The organism is Candidatus Symbiopectobacterium sp. NZEC151 (genome assembly GCF_025962655.1).
GTDB lineage: Bacteria > Pseudomonadota > Gammaproteobacteria > Enterobacterales > Enterobacteriaceae > Symbiopectobacterium.
In genome coordinates this window covers 1,524,951-1,543,836 of record NZ_JAGFPE010000001.1, presented here as the reverse complement: position 1 = coordinate 1,543,836, position 18,886 = coordinate 1,524,951, and the positions used below count along the sequence as shown (strand labels likewise).

The window sequence follows — 18,886 nt, the reverse complement described above, 5'->3', positions numbered from 1 at the left end:
CGTGATTTTTACGTCAAACAAACCAGGATGACGATACGCAGATGAGAAAACTCTTAATTTACTTAATGGTACAGCGTCGAATGAATTTTTAGGCGAGAAAATAGTCCATCCTCTTCTCCGCTTATGCACTGTGGTCTCATGATAAATCCGTAGGCGTTTCCTTTTTGGGCCGCTTGCCTTAAACGCATACGCTCTTCTTCCGTTAAATTATGCTCAAGCCAGCATAAAACAACGCTGTAATTTCCCGTTAGCAGTGCTTTTTCCATTGCATCCACGGTTTCATTGGGGTTGAGGTGATAAGGTTGGATCACTTTATCAAGGGGCAAACCCGATTGCTGTAACCAGTGGCGGCTGATTTTTTGTTGTGGGGCCAGCCATAACAGCCAGCGCGATTGCGCCGCTAATTGTTGCAAAAGTGGAAGTAGTAGGAGCGTTGTCATCGGGTGCTCAACGCTGTAGTCGATTTCGCTGATGATACCGCTGCCGTATCCTGTAACAGCGTGCTGTGGCAACGGGGCGCTGTGCAGTGAGGCCGGCTGATGACGTTCTGAACGAATAGAGTGCGCACGCATGATGGGTTTCATCCTTAGTGTTACTGTATGTCTATACAGTATATCGGCTATGGATGAAAATCAACCTGCTTTTTTTGGAAGCGCTTCGCATAATTGGCATGGCGGTGGGGGGAGATCACATTTTGTGTTTGAAGCCTTACCAACCTTGTGATTAATTACTTTAACACGTTAAGAACACATATACAGACAGAGGATTGATTTTCAATACTAAAGGGTGTTGTATGAATCAGTTATGCAAAAAAAGGATTTTGCAATCAAAAGTTTCTTTCTCCTCGTTGGGAGAAATTACCACCCGTTCTCAATTCGGCGGTTATAGCATCGCAGCAAATAAAACGATCTTTGGCCTTATCTCCAACGGAGAGCTTTATTTACGCGCGAGCAAGCGTTGTGAGCCACATTTCCTTGCACTGAATATGCCGCATCTGGTTTATACCAAACGCGGCATGCCCGTGCCGTTGAGTTACTATTTGGTGGGGGAGGTCTTATGGGAGGATCCGACTCAACTGCTGCAACTGGCCAAGATGTCGCTTGAGGGCGCAGAGCAGGATAAATCGGAACGTGAGCATTGCACACGGTTAAAAGATTTGCCCAATCTGAATCACGATCTCGAGCGGATGCTATGGAAGGCGGGAATCAGAAATGCTGACGAGCTGCAACAACACGGTGCAAAGGAGAGCTACTTGAAGTTAAAAGCTGTCAGTAAACATGCCAGTGTGAATATTTTACTGGCGTTGGCGGGCGCGATTTGCAGAACGCACCAAGCCGCGTTGCCTAAAGGGGTAAGAAACGAGCTGATTGAATGGTATAAACACCATTCTGCGCCGTTGCCTAAAACCTGAAACGTCATCTCGCGCGGTATCTTTAGAGGCAATGATGCCGCGCTACATGGCTTTTACGCTTTTGAGTCTTCTCTGCACCGATTTTGACGGTGCGTACTTTACCGAATAGCCCCTTTCAACTGGGTCAGTTCCGGCAAGACATCGATGATCAGACCGATTTGCTGCAACACCAGTTGTTCCTTGCTGTCTGGATCGGGTGCCAACTGTTGTACCTGTTGCTGACGCGTCAATAATCCTTCTCGCTGCGCTTGTACGTCAATGTCAGGATGATGCAGGGCTGCATCAATGTAGCAGATGGCATCATCCAACAGTTGCAGCGTCTGCGGCATCACCATCTTTTCTCGGTGGGCACCGAGCGTTGAAATATAGCTTAACAGCGTATGGTTGAGGCACATAAAGCGAAACGCATCATCGAGCGTATTTCTGATGGCATGGGGTTCAGAAGACATATTAGCGACGACAGAGGCCAGCTCTGCGTCGCCGTTGTGCGCATCGCGGCGCGCGATACGATAACGCAAGCTGTTGCTTTTCCCTTGATGATACTGTTCAAGAATGGCATCCAGATAACGGCAGTTGGCGTTGATGGTTTTATCTATTACCGCAGGTAAACCGCGAAAACGCCAGTCCGGCCAGATAAAACTGACAGCCGCCCAGGCAATGGCACATCCAATCAGCGTATCCAGAATGCGCGGCCCTGCCACTTCGAAACCCTCACCCAGCAAGTTAAAGCAGAGCAGCACCAATAGGGTAATAAACAGGGTGGCATGAGCATATTGTACGTTGCGAAAGGCAAAGAACAGCACGCCGCTGATAACAATCAACGTGAGTTGTCCTTCAAGAGAGGGGACAAAATAGAGTACCGGTATCCCAATCAGAATGCCCGCCAGCGTCCCGATGATACGCAGTGCCAAACGTCGCCGCGTTGCATTGTAGTTTGGCTGACACACAAACAGGCTGGTGAGCAGAATCCAGTAGCCGTGCTGCATGTGTGTCAATTGAATCAGCGCATACCCCCCGCACAGCAGGGCAGACATACGGATCGCGTGGCGAAACAGTGCTGAGCGCGGGGTAAGATGGCGACCGATGCGCAGTCGAATATCGCTCCAGCCGGTCAGCCCATCATCCGCCAGACTTTCTTCCATCTGTTGCTGCGATTCCAGCCATTGCTCTGATTCGATATTCATTAACTGAGCATCAATGGCGCGCAGGTTATTCAGCAGATGACGTAATGCTTTTCCTTGGGCTGTATTTGCGCCATCTTGCGTAAAAAAAGCATGAAGTGCGGCATCCAGATAAACAAACGCCCGCTCGATACGGCCATCGTGCTGATATTTTTGCTGCAACAGAATGGATTGCGCCAATTGGCGACAGGCGCGTGCCTGCATCGTTAGTAACCGTTGAAACCGAAATAGAATATCGCTGTGGCGAAAGGTTTCACGTAACTGTGCGTACTGCACGTGCGAGGAACTGGCGCGTTCGTGAATATCTTGTGCAGCAAAATAATAGTGCAGCGTTCGGCGGGTTCCGCGCTGGCCGCGATCCCCGCGCAACCGGGTTAACAAAGAGGCTTTAGCCTGATTGAGGGTTGCCACCACATCGCTGTTGACCAGCGCCACATCGATCAAGGGGTTATCTGTCGAATCATCAATATCGGGATCAAACAGTGCCGCTTTGGCATCCAGATAGTGGGAAAGTTGCTCAAAGCACCTCGCCAGACTGTCCTGCAAGGGACGAATGGGGAAGATAACATGCCCCATCAACGTCAGCAGGTTGTACCACAAGGCACCTGCGAGCAGTAAAAGCGGTTGTTGATACCAATTGTCATACAGGGACACGCCAAGCATGGTGTAAATGGCAATCAGCAGCGCGCCGAAAGCAATAGTGGCGTAGCGTTGACCCAATGCACCAAGCAGAATAAAACCTACAGTAGAAAAGGCCAGTCCGACGCCAAATAACCACGGGTAAGGAAAAAGCAGTTCTATCGATACCGACGCGATAAAGAAACAGAGCAGCGTAATAAACAGATTGCGCAATCTGCCGGTTAGCCGATCGTCGAGGTCGGTCAGCGCAGCGGCAACCACCCCAAGCGTTAACGGAATGGTGGTGGTGGGTTGGTCCATCCACCAGGGCAGCAACGCAGCGCCAGCTAAGGCAATAAAGATACGCGCGTTGTATAACCAACCGCTGTTGTATAGGTAACGCCGAAATCCTGAGATGAAAGTCAACAACGCCTGTTCCTTACCGACGGTTAGCGATAGCGACGGCGTGCGTTTCTTTCGCGTATCGCCTGTGCTTCTTCAATAGAAACCACGCGACGGCCTACAGGCCACAGCGCGATGACCGCCAGTTTGAAGTTGGCTATCCCGACAGGAATACCGATGATCGTGAGGCATTGCGCAATACCGCTGACAATGTGCGATATACACAGCCACCATCCGAAAAGAATAAACCAGAAGACGTTGAGAACTGTCCCGCCCGCGCTCAATACGGCATTTTTACGCTCAGGTTCTACCTCATCGATGTGAACGGCCTCATTGCCGTAAGGGAACAGCGATAGCTTGGTGATTTCCCAGCATGATCGGGTCAGTGGCAATGTGAAAATCAGAACGATGCTGATTAGCGTTGCAATAAACCATGCCAGCGTAGTGAAAAATCCGCCCAGCACAAAATTAAGAATGTTCAACACGGCTCGCATTGTTGCTCCATGATGTCAGGCGTAGCGAAGGTATCGCAAATAGGGTATCTATCATTACAAAATACAGACATCTCATGGCGTTGCTTCAGCACACATCGCGTATGATGTCATCAGAACGAATACTACATCAAGCGCAGGGATATCTTAACGTGTTTTAACACTGGAGAAGGGGTCTGTGTCGCAGGTAAACTACCGAAAAGCCGTTTTTTTCATGGCGTAACGAAAATGGAACTAAAAGCAACCTCTTTAGGCAAACATCTGGCGCAACACCCCTACAATCGGGTGAAGCTGCTCAATGCGGGCGTTCAGGTGAGCGGTGAGAAACACGAGTATGTCATTCCCTTTAACCAACTGCTTGATATTCAATGCAAGCGTGGTTTGGTATGGGGGGAGTTGGAATTTGTGCTGCCGGACAACCAGGTTGTGCGGCTGCATGGCACCGAATGGCAGGAAACCCAGCAGTTCTACCGCTACCTGATGAAAATGTGGCGTCAGTGGAGTGACGACATGAGCGCGGTGTGTGCCGACGCGTTGCAGCGCCAGGTCACCGACATCGAGCAAATGACGAACCACCATGGGTGGGTTTCACGCCATGCGTTGGCTGAATTGCAGACGGCTATTCGCGCAACGCTGGCATCCTTGCCGCTGCCTGCCGCGAGACTGACGGAGTTTGTCAACTGCTGTGACAGCTACACCCTTTGTCAGCAGTGGCTCGCTGAGGGTGAATCGTGCCGAACAGCCTGTAACCAGGCCTGGATGGAAAAAACGCTCTCCTCAGAGCAGGCATTTTTTGACGGCGTTGAAACCACCCCGCTGAATGTTTCGCAGTGTCGCGCCGTAATCAATGGTGAAGATTCCGTATTGGTGCTGGCCGGTGCGGGCAGTGGAAAAACATCCGTGCTGGTGGCTCGTGCCGCCTGGTTGTTGCACCGAAACGAAGCGATGCCGGAACAAATCCTGTTACTTGCTTTTGGCCGTAAAGCCGCGCAGGAGATGAACCAACGGATTCAAGAGCGCTTGCACACGGATGCGGTGCAGGCCAAAACCTTCCATGCACTGGCTCTGCATATTATTCAACATGCTACGCGGAAAGCGCCGGCTATCAGCCGTTTGGAAAGCGATGGCGCGCAGCGACATGAGCTGCTGATTAAAACCTGGCAGCAGCAGTGCGCGGAGAAGAAAGCGCAGGCCAAAGGATGGCGGGAGTGGCTGAGCGAAGAGATGGCGTGGAACGTGCCTGACGGCGAGTTCTGGCTGGATACGCGTCTGGCCGCGCGCCTCAGTGGTCGTCTGGATCGCTGGCTCGGACTTATGCGCATGCAGGGCGGTAGTCAAAGTGACATGCTGGCGCTGGCCGATGATGAGCAACGCCCGCGATTGCAGCGTGGTTTACGCTTGATGGCGCCTTTGCTTAAAGCATGGAAAGCGGCATTGAAAGAAGAAGGCGCAGTGGACTTCTCCGGCCTGATCCACCAGGCGGTAAATCTGCTGGATAAAGGGCGCTTTATCAGCTCCTGGAAGCATATTCTGGTCGATGAGTTTCAGGATATCTCGCCCCAGCGTGCGCAACTGTTGGCCGCGCTGCGTAGGCAAAATCTGCGTACCTGCCTTTTTGCTGTCGGCGATGACTGGCAGGCGATTTACCGTTTCAGTGGCGCGGAACTGACGCTGACCACCGCGTTTGAGCATCACTTTGGGCGTGGTGAACGCTGTGCGCTGGATACCACCTATCGCTTTAACGACCGCATTGGCGAGATTGCTAATACCTTTGTGCAGCAAAATCCGCATCAATTAAAGAAACCGCTCAACAGCCTGCGCGCTGGCGACAAAAAAGCGGTCATGTTGCTGCCTGAAACACAGTTGGAAGCGCTGTTTGATAAGCTCAGCAGTTACGTCACGCCTGATGAGCATATTCTGGTGCTGGCGCGCTATCACCATTTGCGGCCTGCGATGCTGGATAAAGCGAGTGTGAGGTGGCCAAACCTGGCTATTGATTTTATGACTATCCATGCCAGCAAGGGGCAACAGGCTGACTATGTGGTGATTGTGGGATTGAATGATGGCAAAGAGGGTTTCCCAGCCTTGTCTCGCGAAAGTTTGCTGGAGCAGGTCTTGCTGCCCCAGCCGGAACCTTTTGCTGATGCGGAAGAACGTCGTTTGCTGTATGTAGCGCTAACCCGAGCGAAACACCGGGTCTGGTTACTCTACGATCGAGACGCACCGTCAGTCTTTGTTGAGCAATTACAGCGTGTCGGTGTGCCGCTACAGAGAAAACCTTAACAACAGCGCTACCAACAACCGGGTAGCGCTGAACGCGCCGCGTTACTTCAGACGCTCATTCAGATAGCGTTGGTAATCTGGAATGGCGATCTCAACGGGCTGTTTAAAAAGGGCGGAGTTAACCAAAAAGTCGGCGGTGGAACGGTTGGTTGCGACCGGAATATTCCAAACGGTTGCCAAGCGCAGCAGGGCCTTGACGTCAGGATCGTGTGGAACCGCATTCAGTGGGTCCCAAAAGAAGATCATCAGATCGATTTTTCCTTCCGAAATCAAGGCACCGACCTGCTGGTCTCCCCCCATCGGGCCGCTTAGCATGCTCTTGACCGGGAGCGCGGTGGTGCGTTGGATCAGATTTCCCGTAGTGCCTGTCGCGTAAAGGTGGTGTTCGGACAGCGTGTTCTTGTGTGTACTCACCCAATCCAGCAGAGCCTGCTTACAGTGGTCGTGTGCCACTAAAGCAATGTGCTTATGTTCAGGGATAGTACGGGTGGTGAGTTCCATGTTTACGTCCTTTCAGCAGAATAATAAACACAGATTACGAGAACGCTATTTCGCTGAAAAGATATAGATGAAAAAAATGCGACTAACCACCGACGCATTGGCGCAACTGCGGTTAAAATAATCAAAAAGCGCTGCGTTTGTATTACTTGTCTTTTTCCTTCGCCCATTTCAGAAAGCGATCCTGAGTGTCTTTATCTGCCTGCCGAAACCAGTATTTGAGAATAAGAAAGGGATCAATGCTGTCCTGGGCATTGGCGGCATTATTGTCGGGCCAGGTTTTAGCGTTCTGTTTGGGCGAGGTAAATGCGGTTACGGATGCAGTTTTATTGGCGGCATTGTACTGCGCCAGAATGGACTCCAACTGGTGAGCAAGTTCATCATTGCTCAGTTCCAGCCTATCCACTCGCGCGCTGATAGGGTTATTGTGGTTATCCACGAGTTGATAGTGAGTGTCGAGGTCGAAACGCTCCCGTGCCTTGGGCGTGTCGAGTGCAGGCAGCAGGATGGTAATGACGTCCTGATTGCGCATATTGAACGCGGCCAACAACAGCGGCGATGAATAGGTGCGTTTTTCGCTGCCTGAGACGGAAATAATTTTTACCACCCGAAACAGCAATTGGTGCTGACCGTTGTCCAGTTCCAGGCTATCGGCACCTTTCAACAGCGAGCTGGACACTTTTTGCCCATCGACGGCGAGCAGTTCAATATCCTGATGTAATTTTAGGGTGGTGGCCGCGCTGACCATACTGCTTGTAACGAAGAAAAGCAGCATTAAAACACGGTACAATTTCATCAGCTTTCCTCCGGCATCATTTATCGCGCCATTGTTGAGTATTTGGCTAAATGTGTCAAAGTTTTCATTTTTTAACAGTTTTTTATCGGGTGTTCTCCTTTTAGGCATGTCAGATTGAATGCCCGATCTGTCGTCAATGTAAGACAAAAATAAGTCGGCGCGGTGGTGTACACTGTAAAAGAGCCCATGCGATACGAGGTAACAACAATGAAGGATGCAGAGATTAAATCGGTGTTGGAGAAGGTAAAAACGATTGCGTTGGTCGGTGCCAGTGAAAAAGTCTCTCGTCCCAGCTATGGTGTGATGGCTTATTTATTGGAGCAAGGATATACCGTGATCCCCGTCAGCCCTAAATTGGCAGGGCAGGAACTCCATGGTCAACGGGTGTATGCGTCACTTGCAGATATTCCCGGCAAGGTGGATATGGTAGAAGTATTTCGCCAGCCAGAGGCGGCTTACGAGGTGGCTAAAGAAGCCATCGCCATTGGCGCAAAAGTGCTGTGGCTACAGATTGGTGTCATTAACGAGCAGGCAGCGGTGTTAGCAAAAGATGCCGGACTTGACGTTGTGATGGATCGTTGCCCCAAAATTGAGATTCCGCGCTTGGGCCTTGCCAGGTAAGAGGCCTGCACCTAATACCGGCCATCACGGCCGGTATTAATGATGTAAGCGAGGCGCTCTCTGCTTAATCTCTTTGGCAAGCTCATCCAGAGAAGAATGCCTGTCGTCATCTGGCGCTTCTTGCACTAACTGGGCTTCTGCCAGATAAGTATGAATGGCTTCCCCTTGTTCATCTTCCATCACGACATGATACCAAGGTGCAGAACGAAGCGTATCGTGGGCATCCAGTTCCTCCCACGCTGGGCTTACCAGCGAATATTCGGGATCGATATCAATCACGACACCAGGGTATCCCAGCATTTTATGACGAATCTGTTCTCCAATACCAAATTTACAGATAATCATAATGCCTCCTGAGATGATCTGACTCTGTAACCTTACTGCTATATGGGAGTGAACGCCCAGATTTCAAGTCGCCTGTTGAAAGTCGACGTAGCGTATTTGCTACTGGAACGAGGTTATTTTACTGTTAATAGTATGATGCATATTGCATCACTGTGCAGGAAATAAAGGTGCCTGCCGATTGATGATTGAGGAGGCGTTTAGATGACTGAACACGGTGTGACAGCCTATGTATATGGCGTGGTGCAAGGCGTTGGTTTTCGTTATCACACACAACATCAGGCCCGACAGCTGGGTCTGACAGGTTATGCCAGAAATTGTGAGGATGGCAGTGTGGAAGTGGTCGCCTGTGGTGAACCGCATCAGGTTGAACAACTTATCTCTTGGCTAAAAGCGGGTGGGCCGCGCAGTGCTCGTGTTGAGCTCGTTCTTGTCGAACCCCGCGCGATGATGGATTACACTGGTTTTTCAATCCGCTATTAGCCGAGCATCAGATACATTTTACCGGCTTGGGTAACCCTGCAATTTTGGTTGCCTGCTTGGCTGGGCCTTTGGGAAAGAGTCGATACAGATAGCGGCTATTGCCTTTTTCTTCACCGTACTTTTGTGCCATCGCTTTTACCAGCATACGAATCGCCGGGGAGGTATTGAACTCCAGATAGAAGTGGCGAACAAAGCGCACCACTTCCCAATGCGCATCGGTTAACGCGATATCTTCCTGCTCTGCCAGCAGCGGTGCGAGAGATTCACGCCAATCAGCGCTGTTAAGCAAGTATCCTTGTGCATCCGTTTCTATAAAACGCCCTTCAAACTCCAACATAGTGCCTCGTGACCCCGGTTTTAAGCGAAGTGTAGCAAAGAAATTTGGTCGGAAGAATGGGGTAGTCGGGGTAATAAAAAGGCCCGAGCGGCAAAGATGCCAAACTCAGGCCTGTTCCATCAGTGGAATGACAACGGCATAAGCCTCAATCCGGTTAGTTGTTGCGCATGATGCCTAAAATGCTCAACAAGCTCACGAACAGGTTATAAATGGAAACGTACAGACTAACCGTGGCGCGAATATAATTCGTTTCACCACCGTGAATGATGTTGCTGGTTTCCCAGAGAATGGCACCGGCAGAGAACAGAATGAACAAGCCGCTCAGCGCAAGATGCAACGCAGGGAGTTGCAGGAACAGATTGGCAATCACACCGACGATCAGAACAACGAATCCTGCCATCATCATTCCGGACAGGAATGACATGTCTTTGCGCGTTGTCAGCACATAGGCAGAACAGCAGAAAAAGACCAAGGCCGTGCCACCCAAGGCGAGCATGATAATGTCAGAGGCACCCGCAGCAATCAGTGAGCTTAGAATCGGGCCCAGCGTGTACCCCATAAATCCGGTGAGCGCAAACGCCGCCAGAATGCCTGCGGGACTGTTAGCGAGTTTGTGAGTCAAAAACATCAGTCCGTAAAACCCTACCAGCATCAGTAACAAGCCAGGCGCAGGGAGGTTTAGCGCGGTGCTAACGGTTGCGGTAAGTGCGGAAAAACCCAGCGTAAGCGATAAAAGGAAATACGTGTTACGCAGCACCTTGTGCGTGCTGAGCAGTGAGCTTTCCTGTCTGGAAGAGACAACAATACGATCCATGGCAGCGACTCTCTCTGTTAAATGATTATTATGACTCAGGATATCAGCATAGATAGTTGCACAGGGTTATTAAAGACGTTTTACCCTTCTTTACGCTGTGAGATGCTAATTTTATAAGCATTATGATGATATTACGTTCAGTTGACGCTAAATAGGTTATTTTTAGCGCAGTTGAACATTATCAGGCTTTACAACCTGTCGGGCTGTGTTTATAGTTCGCTTCGTTGTGGAGGGGTGGCCGAGTGGTTTAAGGCAGCGGTCTTGAAAACCGCCGAGTGTAACAGCTCCGTGAGTTCGAATCTCACCTCCTCCGCCACTCATTCAATAGAATCGATGCGTTATCAACATGTCTTCGGTTTTATCTTGCATAAGATGCAGCATCAAAGTCCCCTAACAGGGACTTTTTTGTTGGTACTTTATCTGCTTTATCATTACTCGCTCTGATTCTCCCCTCTCCTGATGCAGACGGCGGAGATAGCCAAGCCGCTATCAAAACCTAAATGACAACAAAACAGCTTCCGTTTTTTGACAGAAACTCATCATATTCCTAAAGAACGAAATATTGCCTGTGACATGATCGCTGCTTATTTTGAATTAACGGTTATACACATAAAAATTTAGGTGGTGTCATGCAATTATTTAAAACGATAGCGGTATTAACGATGGGGCTGTTATCAGGGTGCGATGCGCAACAGGCGGAACACGTCGACAAGAGCAACAATAGTGTGCAGGCTGATCGATCAGTGCCGCTAATTATCGCTTTGCAAGACAGAGGGGAGGGGTTTCAGGAAATTCCCTCTATGTTACTGATCAAGCAGACGGTATCCGGTGACTCCGTTGAGTCTCCCGAGCGTGCAACAGTGACTATCGAGGAAGATATTCCCACTGATGATTCAGTGGCGGCAATGCGTTATATCTATCAGTTATCAAAGGTGGATGATACCTGGAAAATAGACAGTAAAGATATCAGCCAGCGGTGTGTCAGTGGGAGAGGGAGTGCTGATTTTTCCAAGGAACTTTGCCGCTAGCATCATTTGGACGATGGAACCCGGTGGGCACGATGACTGAATATCATGCTTAAAGCGGTTGATATTATGCCACCTGTGTTGTTGTCAGGTGGCCATATTTACGCCGCCAGCGTATTCAGGCGATCTGCGTTTGCAGACCTTCCTTTATATTCTCTTTGATGCTTTCCTGTACCTTGTGAGTGATTCGATCCTGATCCTCGGGCGACATGGCCTCAAACTCTTCTTTGGAGATCCCCATTGAGGCCAGAACCGTGAAAAAGAGTCGCTCCTCGGGAGACATCTCAAGCCATTCTTGCAATTCCTGTGCAGCAGCAGACTGTTGAGAGGCTTGTTTTGGTAGAGCACTGACAGCATTTTCTTGGTGAGCGGGATGTTCTTTAGCTACCGCTTTTTTTAACTCAACATCGAAAGCACTTCCTTGCGATGCAACCAGGCGTGATGCGGATGATGTCAAAGAGGTGCGTGTAGCCAATGTTTCAATGATGGACATTCGTATTTTCCTGAACAAAGTGAAGGAATACGATAATGCTACTTTTTCAGGGATTCCATTCAGAGGGTAGAGGCGATAATTGTGGCTAAATTGCCGGATAGCCGCACAGTTTTGGTGGATTGAGATAAACGTTGAGGTGTTTAAGTAGGGGGGACGAGCAATCGGTATCGTTAGGTGGCTAATTAAAGCATGCCTCCTCTCCGCCATTATGGCACGAGAGGAGTCATCGATTGGGGGGATCAGTGTTCATCAGTCATCCCATTTAGGGCTAAAGAAAGCGATAATAAAGCCTACCGCCACGATAACAGCGAGTACGCTGATAAATACATTTTCGTTTGCCAACATAGTAAAACTCCTTGGGTTAAGTAATTCGATAGATAATCCTCTGCGGTAAATACAGCCTGACTAAATGTCAACGACAATTCTAAGATATAGACCCTAAACGGGCTTTAAATAATCGCCACTTTTTGCCGCGTTACAGGAGAATGCACGAAATTAAAAATAGTGGGCTCATTCTTTGACCGCGATCTCAATTTGCTTTCACTCCCTCAGGTAATCTTCTCGGCCCTTTTTCTTAAGGAAGCATTAATTATGAGTAAGATAAGAGCGAAAGCGGTCTGCCTTTTTCGCCACCAAGGGCGAGTGCTGTTAGCGGAAGGGCACGATCCGGTCAAGGACTCACATTATTTGTTACCCATCGGTGGCGGCGTTGATTTTGGTGAGACGTCGGTGGCGGCGGCCATACGTGAAGTCAAAGAAGAGATTGGCGCTGATGCCATCGGTTTGACATTGTTGGGCGTATCCGAGAATATTTTCGAATATAACGGAAAACCGGGGCACGAAATAGTCTTTGTTTATGAAGGCCAGTTTGCCGATAAGGCCTTTTATCAGCAGGATGTGGTGCACGGGATGGAGTCTAATGGCATGCCGCTCGTGCTGCGTTGGATTGATCAGACGGCCGTACTGAGTGATGCGCTGACCGTGTTTCCTGATGGTATCAAGGCCATGTTATAGCTCGCGTTGCTGGGACTTGCTACGGGGTAAATCGTTGCCACGCGTTGTGCCATTTGGCGGTACACCTCTGTTATCCCTGTATCGTCGGCCCTCGCTGGGCGATTTCCCGTTCTAGCCATGTCATCACGACGGCTACGATATAGTCTTGCTCATGTTGGCTAAGCGCGCGGTGGGCGGCAATGCCATGCCATTTTGCTAAACATCCCCGGCAGCAGGTTGCCGTGGCATGCTGTGCAATAAATACCGGATGGCCACGCATTGGGGTTTGTTTGCCATCGTTGCGCGGTTCGGCGGGCGCTAAACGTTGGGCAATGAAATCAGCAGCATGTTGCTTGATGACATCGAAGCCCTTTTGATTCAGATAGCTACACTCTTTCGGCCCGAGAGTAAAACGTTGTCGAAATGCAGAGCGAGACAATCGCAAGAAAAGATCGTCCATAGAATACCTACCTCACAGATTTATAAAGCGTTATTTTACATCATACGGGGGTGGGATATGCTTTTCTTAAGCGGAAATCTGCAATAAGGAGCTGCTATGTATACGACGATACTGGTCCCCATCGATCTGGAAGAAGAGGCATTAACGCAAAATGCCTTGCAACATGCGGTGCAGTTGGCAAAGGCGTCGGGTGCGACACTTCACCTGTTTCATGCCTTGCCCGATGCCTCGGCCTTCATGTCTGCCTACTCATTTGGTATCAAAGAGTTTGAGAATCAAGCCGTAGTCAAAGCAAACGAGGTGCTTAAAGCGCTGGTGGCAACGACCGACCTTCCGGCTGAGCGTTTGCACTATAGCGTAAGCTTCGGTTCCCCACGTGACGAGACCTTGCAACTAGCGCAGGAGATTGGTGCGGATTTGATCGTGGTCGGCTCACGCAGACCCAATGTGAAAACCTATCTGCTCGGCTCTAACGCAGCGGCCATCGTGCGTCATGCAACGACGACGGTACTGGTCGTGAGATAGTGTATTGCTGTTGTGCGGCGTTGTCAGTCATGACGCGCCGCTACATCAGTGAAAACAGTAATACCAGGGGAAAGCTGAGTGGCCAGGTCAGTCCGATCAGTAGCGAGGCCAGAAAACGCATCAACAGGGATTTATCTCGGCTTAGCAAAAAGGTTATCACCATCGCAATGATGGCTCCCAACAAGTAGGCATGCTTGATAAATTCCCAGACGGCGTGGTGTGACACAGCAGGTTCCTTTTCGTGGCGGCGCGCTATTCTAATGTGTTAATATATTATGATCAACGCGTTAAGCCTGATGTTGTGGCACCGATCGCAAGTCATTTACCTTCTCTCCATTGTAAGTAAAATAATTGACTCACCAATAATTATTATTGTCATCTATTTTCGCCATAATTCAGCTCGCAGAGCTGCGATGCTGCCATGATTGCTCGGTGTATCATGAAAGTCGTGCTGCGGTGTCAAAATAGATAAGTGACTGAGACTGCATAACGTGGTGTATTTTCCATGACAGAAATATTAAATTTTTGTGTCATGCTAGACTTTATCATACGACTAACATAACGTGTCCTTTTATCTCTTAAAGAAAGGTAAGAAAATGAGTGAGATATCCAGTTTATCCTTAAAGATCCCCCAAGAGTTGAAAGAGCAAATCAAAGCGGCTGCCTTGGAAAATGAGGTTTCGATTAGCGCAGAAGTAGCAGCGCGTTTGGCGAAGAGTTTTGATATCGTCGCTAAGGATAGTGTTGACGCTGAACAGGCGGATGTGGATAACCAGCATACCGAAGAGGTTGTTGAGCAACCATTAAGCCAAAAAGAATTGAAAAAAATCAGACAGTTGATTAAAGATAAAAGCAAAGGCGCCTCCAAGAAAAAGTGATGTTGCCAAATGAAACCTCACCGTATTGCTGATGACGGTGAGGTTTTCTTTTTTCTATAGCGATCGGTGTCGTATTTTTGATGCCTTGTTTTAAGGTTTTTCCTGCCCTTGCCGATGAAATGAAAAAAGTTCAGGCACTGGGAGGGGAGAAGATGTTACTGGGTATATTAAAAGAAACACTCATTTTTCAGCATCAGGATGACAATCTGTTTTATCGTTATGAGATTTTCAAAAATGAGCGCCGCGGAGGCTATTTCGCTGTTATTTATTTATCGGATATCCGTGTTGATCAGGGTGAAAAAATACCAGATTGGGAAATAACCGTTCCTTTTAAATTATTAAAATCAAATTATCTCCCTAATGCCAGAGTAGAGTGCGAATTACATTTTAATGAAATGCACAAAACTGCTGTTCTGCAATGACGTCGATATTTTAAGATGGCTGTGATTAACATATCAATAATATTGCTCCCCTGCTTAAAGGCAAGGGAGCAATGTGCGCATTAACGTCTATCGGTTTTCTGATTATCCTGTTTGCTATGGGGAAGCCTCCCCGGTTATTTACTCAAAAATGTTTTAAATTTGTTAAGGCTGAATCTGCACGGCCAGCGACTATAATTTACCTTGAATACAGATAAATATGTGCATAATGATCGATTATGGTGGTATGTGGCTTTTGTAAATAAAAATAGACATATAAATTTCATTCAATCAGTAAAGAAATCGTATAATATGCCGTTGAACATAAGTCTCTGGATTTGCGTGAATACAGCCATACCCGGGATGAGAGTATGGTTTTTTTCGTAACTATCAGAAAGTTGATTTGTGTTTATCTTAATGAATTTTATTGGCTTTTTATTGATGGTGCGGCGTATTAAACAATGACAAGGATTGTTCTAATGAACGGGTTTCATGCAAGATTTAATGCCGCACTCGCGCAGCTAACATATTCGATTATCTCGCATGTGTGTCGCCATCCTTTGGTTGATGCAATGTGTTGATGTCAAATCTACAGGGATAAATAGCGCATGCCGCTATTCAGTGAATAGACTTCTGTTGAACGAAACGGTCAGCAATCATGCCGCAACGTTTATAGTAAAGATGAATAAAGGAATTTATATGAATCTGTCAAATTGGCGTATTGGATATCGTCTAGGAATAGGGTTTGCACTCCTGGTATTAATGTTGTTGGTCGTTGGCGTGGTGTCATTGGGACGACTGGCCGATTTTAACACTCAGATAGACAAAATTGTGGCGAGTGACTATCCGCTCACGGTAAAGGGGAACCAACTGATTGGTGAACTTAATGGCTATGCACTTAGCCAACAACGCGTATTGTTGACGACATCAGAACAGGATATCAAAAAAGAGATGGAGTCGATGAAGCAGCGAACGGTCACTGTTTCAGCCCTGATGGAAGAGTTACGTAAATCCGCCAATGACACGCGCTCACAGGAGATATTGCAGGATATTAATCAGGCCCGTGGGGATTTTCATACCTCCAGCACCAAATTCTCTGGGTTTATCAACGCCGGTGATACCGCTGCTGCACGCAACGAGTTTATAACGGCAACAGAGAAAAGCATTCAGGCCTACAAATCTGCCATTAGCGCATTTATTGACCACCGTGATGACCAGATGTCTGTTTCACAGCAGCAGGTGGCGCAAAGCTATACGAACACCCGCTTGTTACTGGTGGGCATGATCCTTGCCGCCATTTTACTGAGCGTGATCGTGGCTGCCGCCATCACACGCAGCGTTACACACCCGCTTAACGAGGCATTGTCCATTGCTGAACGCGTGTCTACCGGCGATCTCTCTTCGGATATTCTTGTCACGCGCCAGGATGAAACCGGTTTATTGCTACAGGCGTTGAGGAATATGAATGACAGCCTACGCCATATTGTCAGCCAGGTGCGGGATGGGGCGGAAAGTATATCCAGTGCCGCAGGCCAGATCGCCGCAGGCAATCAGGATTTGTCCGCGCGTACGGAAGAGCAGGCCAGTTCGCTGGAGCAAACGGCCTCCTCAATGGAGCAATTAACGGCAACCATTAAAAACACCGCAGATAATACTACGGAAGCGACACAGCTCGCCGCTCAGGGCTCACAAACGGTACGCGAGAGCGGTGAGTTGATGAATGATGTCACCACCGAAATGCGCGGCATCCGTGAATCCTCACAGCGGATGGCGGAAATCATTGGTGTGATTGACAGCATTGCTTTTCAAACCAATATTCTGGCGCTGAACGCGGCCGTTGAAGCGGCGCGTGCCGGCGAGCAGGGACGTGGTTTTGCCGTGGTGGCGAGCGAGGTTCGCGCGCTGGCGCAGCGCAGCGCGACAGCCGCGAAAGAAATTAAAGAGCTGATTGATGGCTCCGTAGAAAAGGTGCGCCAGGGGATGGTTCTGGTGGAGAAAACCGCCGTTTCCATGCAAACACTGGTCACTAACGTTGAAGGGGTTAACGGCATCGTCACCGAAATTGCTCAGGCAAGCCGTGAACAGAGCGATGGCGTTAATCAGATCAACCTGGCCGTGGGGCAGATAGACACCACCACCCAGCAAAATGCGGCGCTGGTTGAAGAATCTGCTGCTGCGGCATTGTCTTTGCAAGAGCAAGCTCAGGCGCTGACCAGCACGGTCAGCATTTTCAAACTGGGCAGCTACCACGAGGACCCGGTAGCGCATCAAGGCACCCTTCGCTTGATGTCCGGCGCATAAGGTTCTCCCGGCTCTGCACCCTCGGCAGAGCCGGGTTATTCCCTTCGTGAGCAATCACTGCGTTGTGTGCGGCAGCGCATCCGCGTTTTGTATTGCTTGATAACGTCGCCACCGCACGATGTCTATCAACAAGAATATCAACAGGCTGCCGCCCATGACCGGTAAACACCCGCCCAGTAGCAGCGCGATGCTGCCTGCCAGTACGCGTACCGCGAGCGGCAATGCGGTGAACGCGGCGAAAAGGGTGTTAGCCGGGTGTGGTTGGCCGCCAGGGCGCTGCCGACGCAGCCACCACAGGCGGTATCCCCACGCAATCAGGGCGCACAGCCCCAGGCCGAACGCCGCCAGAATCAATTGATTCGGCAATCCGAACAATACGCCCATATGGGCATCGATCCCCCAGCGCGTCAGTTTGGCTGCAAAAGGGTAATCGGCGAATCTGACGTAATCGACGACAGCACCGCTGTCGGGATTAATGGCAACCATATCGGCCTGCGTCGGCCACCTCCGCTCAATTTCAGTCACGGTCCAGGCGTTATGTGCGGTTTTTGCCGGGCGGATCTCCAGTTTATTTGCGCTGATCCCCGCTTGCCGTGCTATCGCCAATACACTATCGGCGTTATCTAATACCAATGGCGGTGCGGAGTGATGAACCATGGCCTCGCCGCGGTGTTCGGCATGGGCGTCCGGTGCGGCTGTGGCGGGATGGTGGATAAGCGCGGTATTCAGTGCTGGGGTTTGCCAACCCAATGCGTTGCGCCATACGCCGATATTATTGCCCGCCCATTGTGACCAGGTCAGCCCGGTGGCGGAGAAAAACAGCATCCCGACGAGTAACGTCAGCCCCAGCGTGCTGTGCACAGAGCGCAAGCGGGCTGCGAGCGGCAATTTACGGCGAGGCGCGACTCGCGAAGGCATACGCGTTCTCCACCACAGATAGACGCCACCGAGTGCGGCGATCCACAGCCATGAGGCGGCCAGTTCGCTATAGAGGCGGCCAACGGAACCGAGAAACAACCCCTGATGCAAACGATCGAGCCAGGTTCGCAACGGCAATATTCCTGATGTGCCATACACCTTGAACTGACCCTGTATCGCCAGCGTGCTCGGATTAACAAACACGGCGAGGTATTCAGAAGGAGCGAAATCTGGGAGGCGAAACAGCACACGGCTGGTGTCGCGCGGCGTGGGCGCAGGGCGTATCGCCAGCCATTGGGCTGCGGGCTGCTCAGCCAGTGCAGCCTGCGCGGCGGCTATCTGTGCGGCGAGCGGTTGCGCCGCGCCGGACACATCAACATGCAGTTGCTGCGTATACAGACGTTCTTCAATCTGTGGTGTCAGCACATACAGCGTGCCGGTCAGGGCAGCAACAAAGATAAATGGCCCAACGAACAGACCGATATAGAAATGCAAGCGTAAGAAAAGCGCCATTACCGCCGCAGAGAGGGGCTTTTTTTCAGCGATTACGGTATCCATAGCATGGGAGCCCTTGTCATCGTAACAAGAAGAAAATAA

23 protein-coding genes and 1 tRNA gene are annotated in these 18,886 nt (G+C 49.8%); 11 read left to right on the top strand and 13 right to left on the bottom strand.

The window, feature by feature from the left end:
- Positions 1–62: 62 nt before the first annotated feature.
- Positions 63–572 carry an SOS-induced cell division inhibitor SulA gene (sulA, locus tag J5067_RS06905; RefSeq protein ID WP_264643105.1) on the bottom strand — a complete coding sequence of 170 codons (510 nt, stop codon included), beginning with the start codon at positions 570–572 and terminating at the stop codon, positions 63–65.
- Positions 573–793: 221 nt separating this feature from the next.
- Between sulA and J5067_RS06900 the strand changes: the two genes are divergently transcribed.
- Complete coding sequence (locus tag J5067_RS06900) at positions 794–1,411, top strand: TfoX/Sxy family DNA transformation protein (protein WP_264643104.1); 618 nt, start codon at positions 794–796, stop codon at positions 1,409–1,411.
- 98 nt (positions 1,412–1,509) lie between these two features.
- On the opposite strand, the gene yccS is transcribed toward J5067_RS06900, so the two are convergent.
- Complete coding sequence (gene yccS, locus J5067_RS06895; protein WP_264643103.1) at positions 1,510–3,639, bottom strand: YccS family putative transporter; 2,130 nt, start codon at positions 3,637–3,639, stop codon at positions 1,510–1,512.
- A 20-nt stretch (positions 3,640–3,659) separates the two neighbouring features.
- The gene (locus J5067_RS06890; RefSeq protein WP_264643102.1) at positions 3,660–4,106 is read right to left on the bottom strand and encodes a YccF domain-containing protein; all 447 of its coding nucleotides are present in this window, start codon (positions 4,104–4,106) and stop codon (positions 3,660–3,662) included.
- Between the two features lie 225 nt (positions 4,107–4,331).
- Here J5067_RS06890 and helD point away from each other — a divergent pair, with 225 nt between their 5' ends.
- Complete coding sequence (helD, locus tag J5067_RS06885; protein ID WP_264650743.1) at positions 4,332–6,386, top strand: DNA helicase IV; 2,055 nt, start codon at positions 4,332–4,334, stop codon at positions 6,384–6,386.
- A 42-nt stretch (positions 6,387–6,428) separates the two neighbouring features.
- Here the strand turns inward: helD and J5067_RS06880 are convergent, their stop codons facing one another.
- Both J5067_RS06880 and J5067_RS06875 read right to left on the bottom strand, forming a co-directional pair.
- Positions 6,429–6,887, bottom strand: a complete 459-nt coding sequence (locus J5067_RS06880; protein WP_264627459.1) for a methylglyoxal synthase — start codon at positions 6,885–6,887, stop codon at positions 6,429–6,431.
- A 142-nt stretch (positions 6,888–7,029) separates the two neighbouring features.
- Entirely contained in the window at positions 7,030–7,680 is a 651-nt protein-coding gene (locus J5067_RS06875; RefSeq protein WP_264650742.1) for a DUF2057 family protein, read from the bottom strand.
- 207 nt (positions 7,681–7,887) lie between these two features.
- On the opposite strand from J5067_RS06875, the gene J5067_RS06870 reads away from it, so the two are divergent.
- On the top strand, positions 7,888–8,301 hold the full coding sequence (locus tag J5067_RS06870; RefSeq protein WP_264628471.1) for a CoA-binding protein: 414 nt from the start codon (positions 7,888–7,890) through the stop codon (positions 8,299–8,301).
- Between the two features lie 36 nt (positions 8,302–8,337).
- Here J5067_RS06870 and hspQ read toward each other — a convergent pair whose 3' ends face one another.
- On the bottom strand, positions 8,338–8,646 hold the full coding sequence (hspQ, locus tag J5067_RS06865; RefSeq protein ID WP_264643098.1) for a heat shock protein HspQ: 309 nt from the start codon (positions 8,644–8,646) through the stop codon (positions 8,338–8,340).
- A gap of 201 nt (positions 8,647–8,847) precedes the next feature.
- Here hspQ and yccX point away from each other — a divergent pair, with 201 nt between their 5' ends.
- Positions 8,848–9,126, top strand: a complete 279-nt coding sequence (gene yccX, locus J5067_RS06860; protein ID WP_264650741.1) for an acylphosphatase — start codon at positions 8,848–8,850, stop codon at positions 9,124–9,126.
- A gap of 7 nt (positions 9,127–9,133) precedes the next feature.
- Here yccX and tusE read toward each other — a convergent pair whose 3' ends face one another.
- Positions 9,134–9,463, bottom strand: a complete 330-nt coding sequence (gene tusE, locus J5067_RS06855; protein WP_264643096.1) for a sulfurtransferase TusE — start codon at positions 9,461–9,463, stop codon at positions 9,134–9,136.
- A gap of 154 nt (positions 9,464–9,617) precedes the next feature.
- Positions 9,618–10,277, bottom strand: coding sequence for an FtsH protease modulator YccA (gene yccA / locus J5067_RS06850; RefSeq protein ID WP_264643095.1), 660 nt, complete (start codon positions 10,275–10,277; stop codon positions 9,618–9,620).
- A 228-nt stretch (positions 10,278–10,505) separates the two neighbouring features.
- Here yccA and J5067_RS06845 point away from each other — a divergent pair.
- Together J5067_RS06845 and J5067_RS06840 are read left to right on the top strand one after the other, a co-directional pair.
- A tRNA-Ser gene (locus tag J5067_RS06845) sits at positions 10,506–10,593 on the top strand.
- A 313-nt stretch (positions 10,594–10,906) separates the two neighbouring features.
- Complete coding sequence (locus J5067_RS06840) at positions 10,907–11,305, top strand: hypothetical protein (protein WP_264629366.1); 399 nt, start codon at positions 10,907–10,909, stop codon at positions 11,303–11,305.
- Positions 11,306–11,420: 115 nt separating this feature from the next.
- Here J5067_RS06840 and J5067_RS06835 read toward each other — a convergent pair whose 3' ends face one another.
- Together J5067_RS06835 and mgtS are read right to left on the bottom strand one after the other, a co-directional pair.
- Entirely contained in the window at positions 11,421–11,795 is a 375-nt protein-coding gene (locus J5067_RS06835) for a hypothetical protein (protein WP_264650740.1), read from the bottom strand.
- 249 nt (positions 11,796–12,044) lie between these two features.
- On the bottom strand, positions 12,045–12,140 hold the full coding sequence (mgtS, locus tag J5067_RS06830) for a protein MgtS (RefSeq protein WP_195312406.1): 96 nt from the start codon (positions 12,138–12,140) through the stop codon (positions 12,045–12,047).
- A 246-nt stretch (positions 12,141–12,386) separates the two neighbouring features.
- Here mgtS and J5067_RS06825 point away from each other — a divergent pair, with 246 nt between their 5' ends.
- Positions 12,387–12,809 (top strand): NUDIX hydrolase, encoded by a 423-nt coding sequence (locus tag J5067_RS06825; RefSeq protein WP_264650739.1) that lies wholly within the window; start codon positions 12,387–12,389, stop codon positions 12,807–12,809.
- Between the two features lie 70 nt (positions 12,810–12,879).
- Here J5067_RS06825 and J5067_RS06820 read toward each other — a convergent pair whose 3' ends face one another.
- Positions 12,880–13,248, bottom strand: a complete 369-nt coding sequence (locus J5067_RS06820; RefSeq protein WP_264650738.1) for a DUF4186 domain-containing protein — start codon at positions 13,246–13,248, stop codon at positions 12,880–12,882.
- Positions 13,249–13,344: 96 nt separating this feature from the next.
- On the opposite strand from J5067_RS06820, the gene J5067_RS06815 reads away from it, so the two are divergent.
- On the top strand, positions 13,345–13,773 hold the full coding sequence (locus J5067_RS06815) for a universal stress protein (protein WP_264650737.1): 429 nt from the start codon (positions 13,345–13,347) through the stop codon (positions 13,771–13,773).
- A gap of 40 nt (positions 13,774–13,813) precedes the next feature.
- Here J5067_RS06815 and J5067_RS06810 read toward each other — a convergent pair whose 3' ends face one another.
- The gene (locus tag J5067_RS06810; RefSeq protein WP_264643089.1) at positions 13,814–13,999 is read right to left on the bottom strand and encodes a GhoT/OrtT family toxin; all 186 of its coding nucleotides are present in this window, start codon (positions 13,997–13,999) and stop codon (positions 13,814–13,816) included.
- A 370-nt stretch (positions 14,000–14,369) separates the two neighbouring features.
- On the opposite strand from J5067_RS06810, the gene J5067_RS06805 reads away from it, so the two are divergent.
- The 3 genes from J5067_RS06805 to J5067_RS06795 all read left to right on the top strand — a co-directional run bounded on the left by J5067_RS06805 (position 14,370) and on the right by J5067_RS06795 (position 17,371).
- Positions 14,370–14,651, top strand: a complete 282-nt coding sequence (locus tag J5067_RS06805; protein WP_264643088.1) for an Arc family DNA-binding protein — start codon at positions 14,370–14,372, stop codon at positions 14,649–14,651.
- Positions 14,652–14,731: 80 nt separating this feature from the next.
- On the top strand, positions 14,732–15,073 hold the full coding sequence (locus J5067_RS06800; protein ID WP_264650736.1) for a hypothetical protein: 342 nt from the start codon (positions 14,732–14,734) through the stop codon (positions 15,071–15,073).
- A 696-nt stretch (positions 15,074–15,769) separates the two neighbouring features.
- Positions 15,770–17,371 carry a methyl-accepting chemotaxis protein gene (locus tag J5067_RS06795; RefSeq protein WP_264650735.1) on the top strand — a complete coding sequence of 534 codons (1,602 nt, stop codon included), beginning with the start codon at positions 15,770–15,772 and terminating at the stop codon, positions 17,369–17,371.
- Positions 17,372–17,425: 54 nt separating this feature from the next.
- Here the strand turns inward: J5067_RS06795 and J5067_RS06790 are convergent, their stop codons facing one another.
- Positions 17,426–18,847 (bottom strand): PepSY domain-containing protein, encoded by a 1,422-nt coding sequence (locus J5067_RS06790; protein WP_264650734.1) that lies wholly within the window; start codon positions 18,845–18,847, stop codon positions 17,426–17,428.
- Between the last annotated feature and the right edge of the window lie 39 nt (positions 18,848–18,886).

Coding starts and splice junctions, on each gene's coding strand:
- sulA (WP_264643105.1), bottom strand. CDS start 572: ATGCGTGCGCACTCTATTCGTTCAGAACGTCATCAGCCGGCCTCACTG.
- J5067_RS06900 (WP_264643104.1), top strand. CDS start 794: ATGAATCAGTTATGCAAAAAAAGGATTTTGCAATCAAAAGTTTCTTTC.
- J5067_RS06890 (WP_264643102.1), bottom strand. CDS start 4,106: ATGCGAGCCGTGTTGAACATTCTTAATTTTGTGCTGGGCGGATTTTTC.
- helD (WP_264650743.1), top strand. CDS start 4,332: ATGGAACTAAAAGCAACCTCTTTAGGCAAACATCTGGCGCAACACCCC.
- J5067_RS06880 (WP_264627459.1), bottom strand. CDS start 6,887: ATGGAACTCACCACCCGTACTATCCCTGAACATAAGCACATTGCTTTA.
- J5067_RS06875 (WP_264650742.1), bottom strand. CDS start 7,680: ATGAAATTGTACCGTGTTTTAATGCTGCTTTTCTTCGTTACAAGCAGT.
- J5067_RS06870 (WP_264628471.1), top strand. CDS start 7,888: ATGAAGGATGCAGAGATTAAATCGGTGTTGGAGAAGGTAAAAACGATT.
- hspQ (WP_264643098.1), bottom strand. CDS start 8,646: ATGATTATCTGTAAATTTGGTATTGGAGAACAGATTCGTCATAAAATG.
- yccX (WP_264650741.1), top strand. CDS start 8,848: ATGACTGAACACGGTGTGACAGCCTATGTATATGGCGTGGTGCAAGGC.
- tusE (WP_264643096.1), bottom strand. CDS start 9,463: ATGTTGGAGTTTGAAGGGCGTTTTATAGAAACGGATGCACAAGGATAC.
- yccA (WP_264643095.1), bottom strand. CDS start 10,277: ATGGATCGTATTGTTGTCTCTTCCAGACAGGAAAGCTCACTGCTCAGC.
- J5067_RS06840 (WP_264629366.1), top strand. CDS start 10,907: ATGCAATTATTTAAAACGATAGCGGTATTAACGATGGGGCTGTTATCA.
- J5067_RS06835 (WP_264650740.1), bottom strand. CDS start 11,795: ATGTCCATCATTGAAACATTGGCTACACGCACCTCTTTGACATCATCC.
- mgtS (WP_195312406.1), bottom strand. CDS start 12,140: ATGTTGGCAAACGAAAATGTATTTATCAGCGTACTCGCTGTTATCGTG.
- J5067_RS06825 (WP_264650739.1), top strand. CDS start 12,387: ATGAGTAAGATAAGAGCGAAAGCGGTCTGCCTTTTTCGCCACCAAGGG.
- J5067_RS06820 (WP_264650738.1), bottom strand. CDS start 13,248: ATGGACGATCTTTTCTTGCGATTGTCTCGCTCTGCATTTCGACAACGT.
- J5067_RS06815 (WP_264650737.1), top strand. CDS start 13,345: ATGTATACGACGATACTGGTCCCCATCGATCTGGAAGAAGAGGCATTA.
- J5067_RS06805 (WP_264643088.1), top strand. CDS start 14,370: ATGAGTGAGATATCCAGTTTATCCTTAAAGATCCCCCAAGAGTTGAAA.
- J5067_RS06800 (WP_264650736.1), top strand. CDS start 14,732: ATGCCTTGTTTTAAGGTTTTTCCTGCCCTTGCCGATGAAATGAAAAAA.
- J5067_RS06795 (WP_264650735.1), top strand. CDS start 15,770: ATGAATCTGTCAAATTGGCGTATTGGATATCGTCTAGGAATAGGGTTT.
- J5067_RS06790 (WP_264650734.1), bottom strand. CDS start 18,847: ATGGATACCGTAATCGCTGAAAAAAAGCCCCTCTCTGCGGCGGTAATG.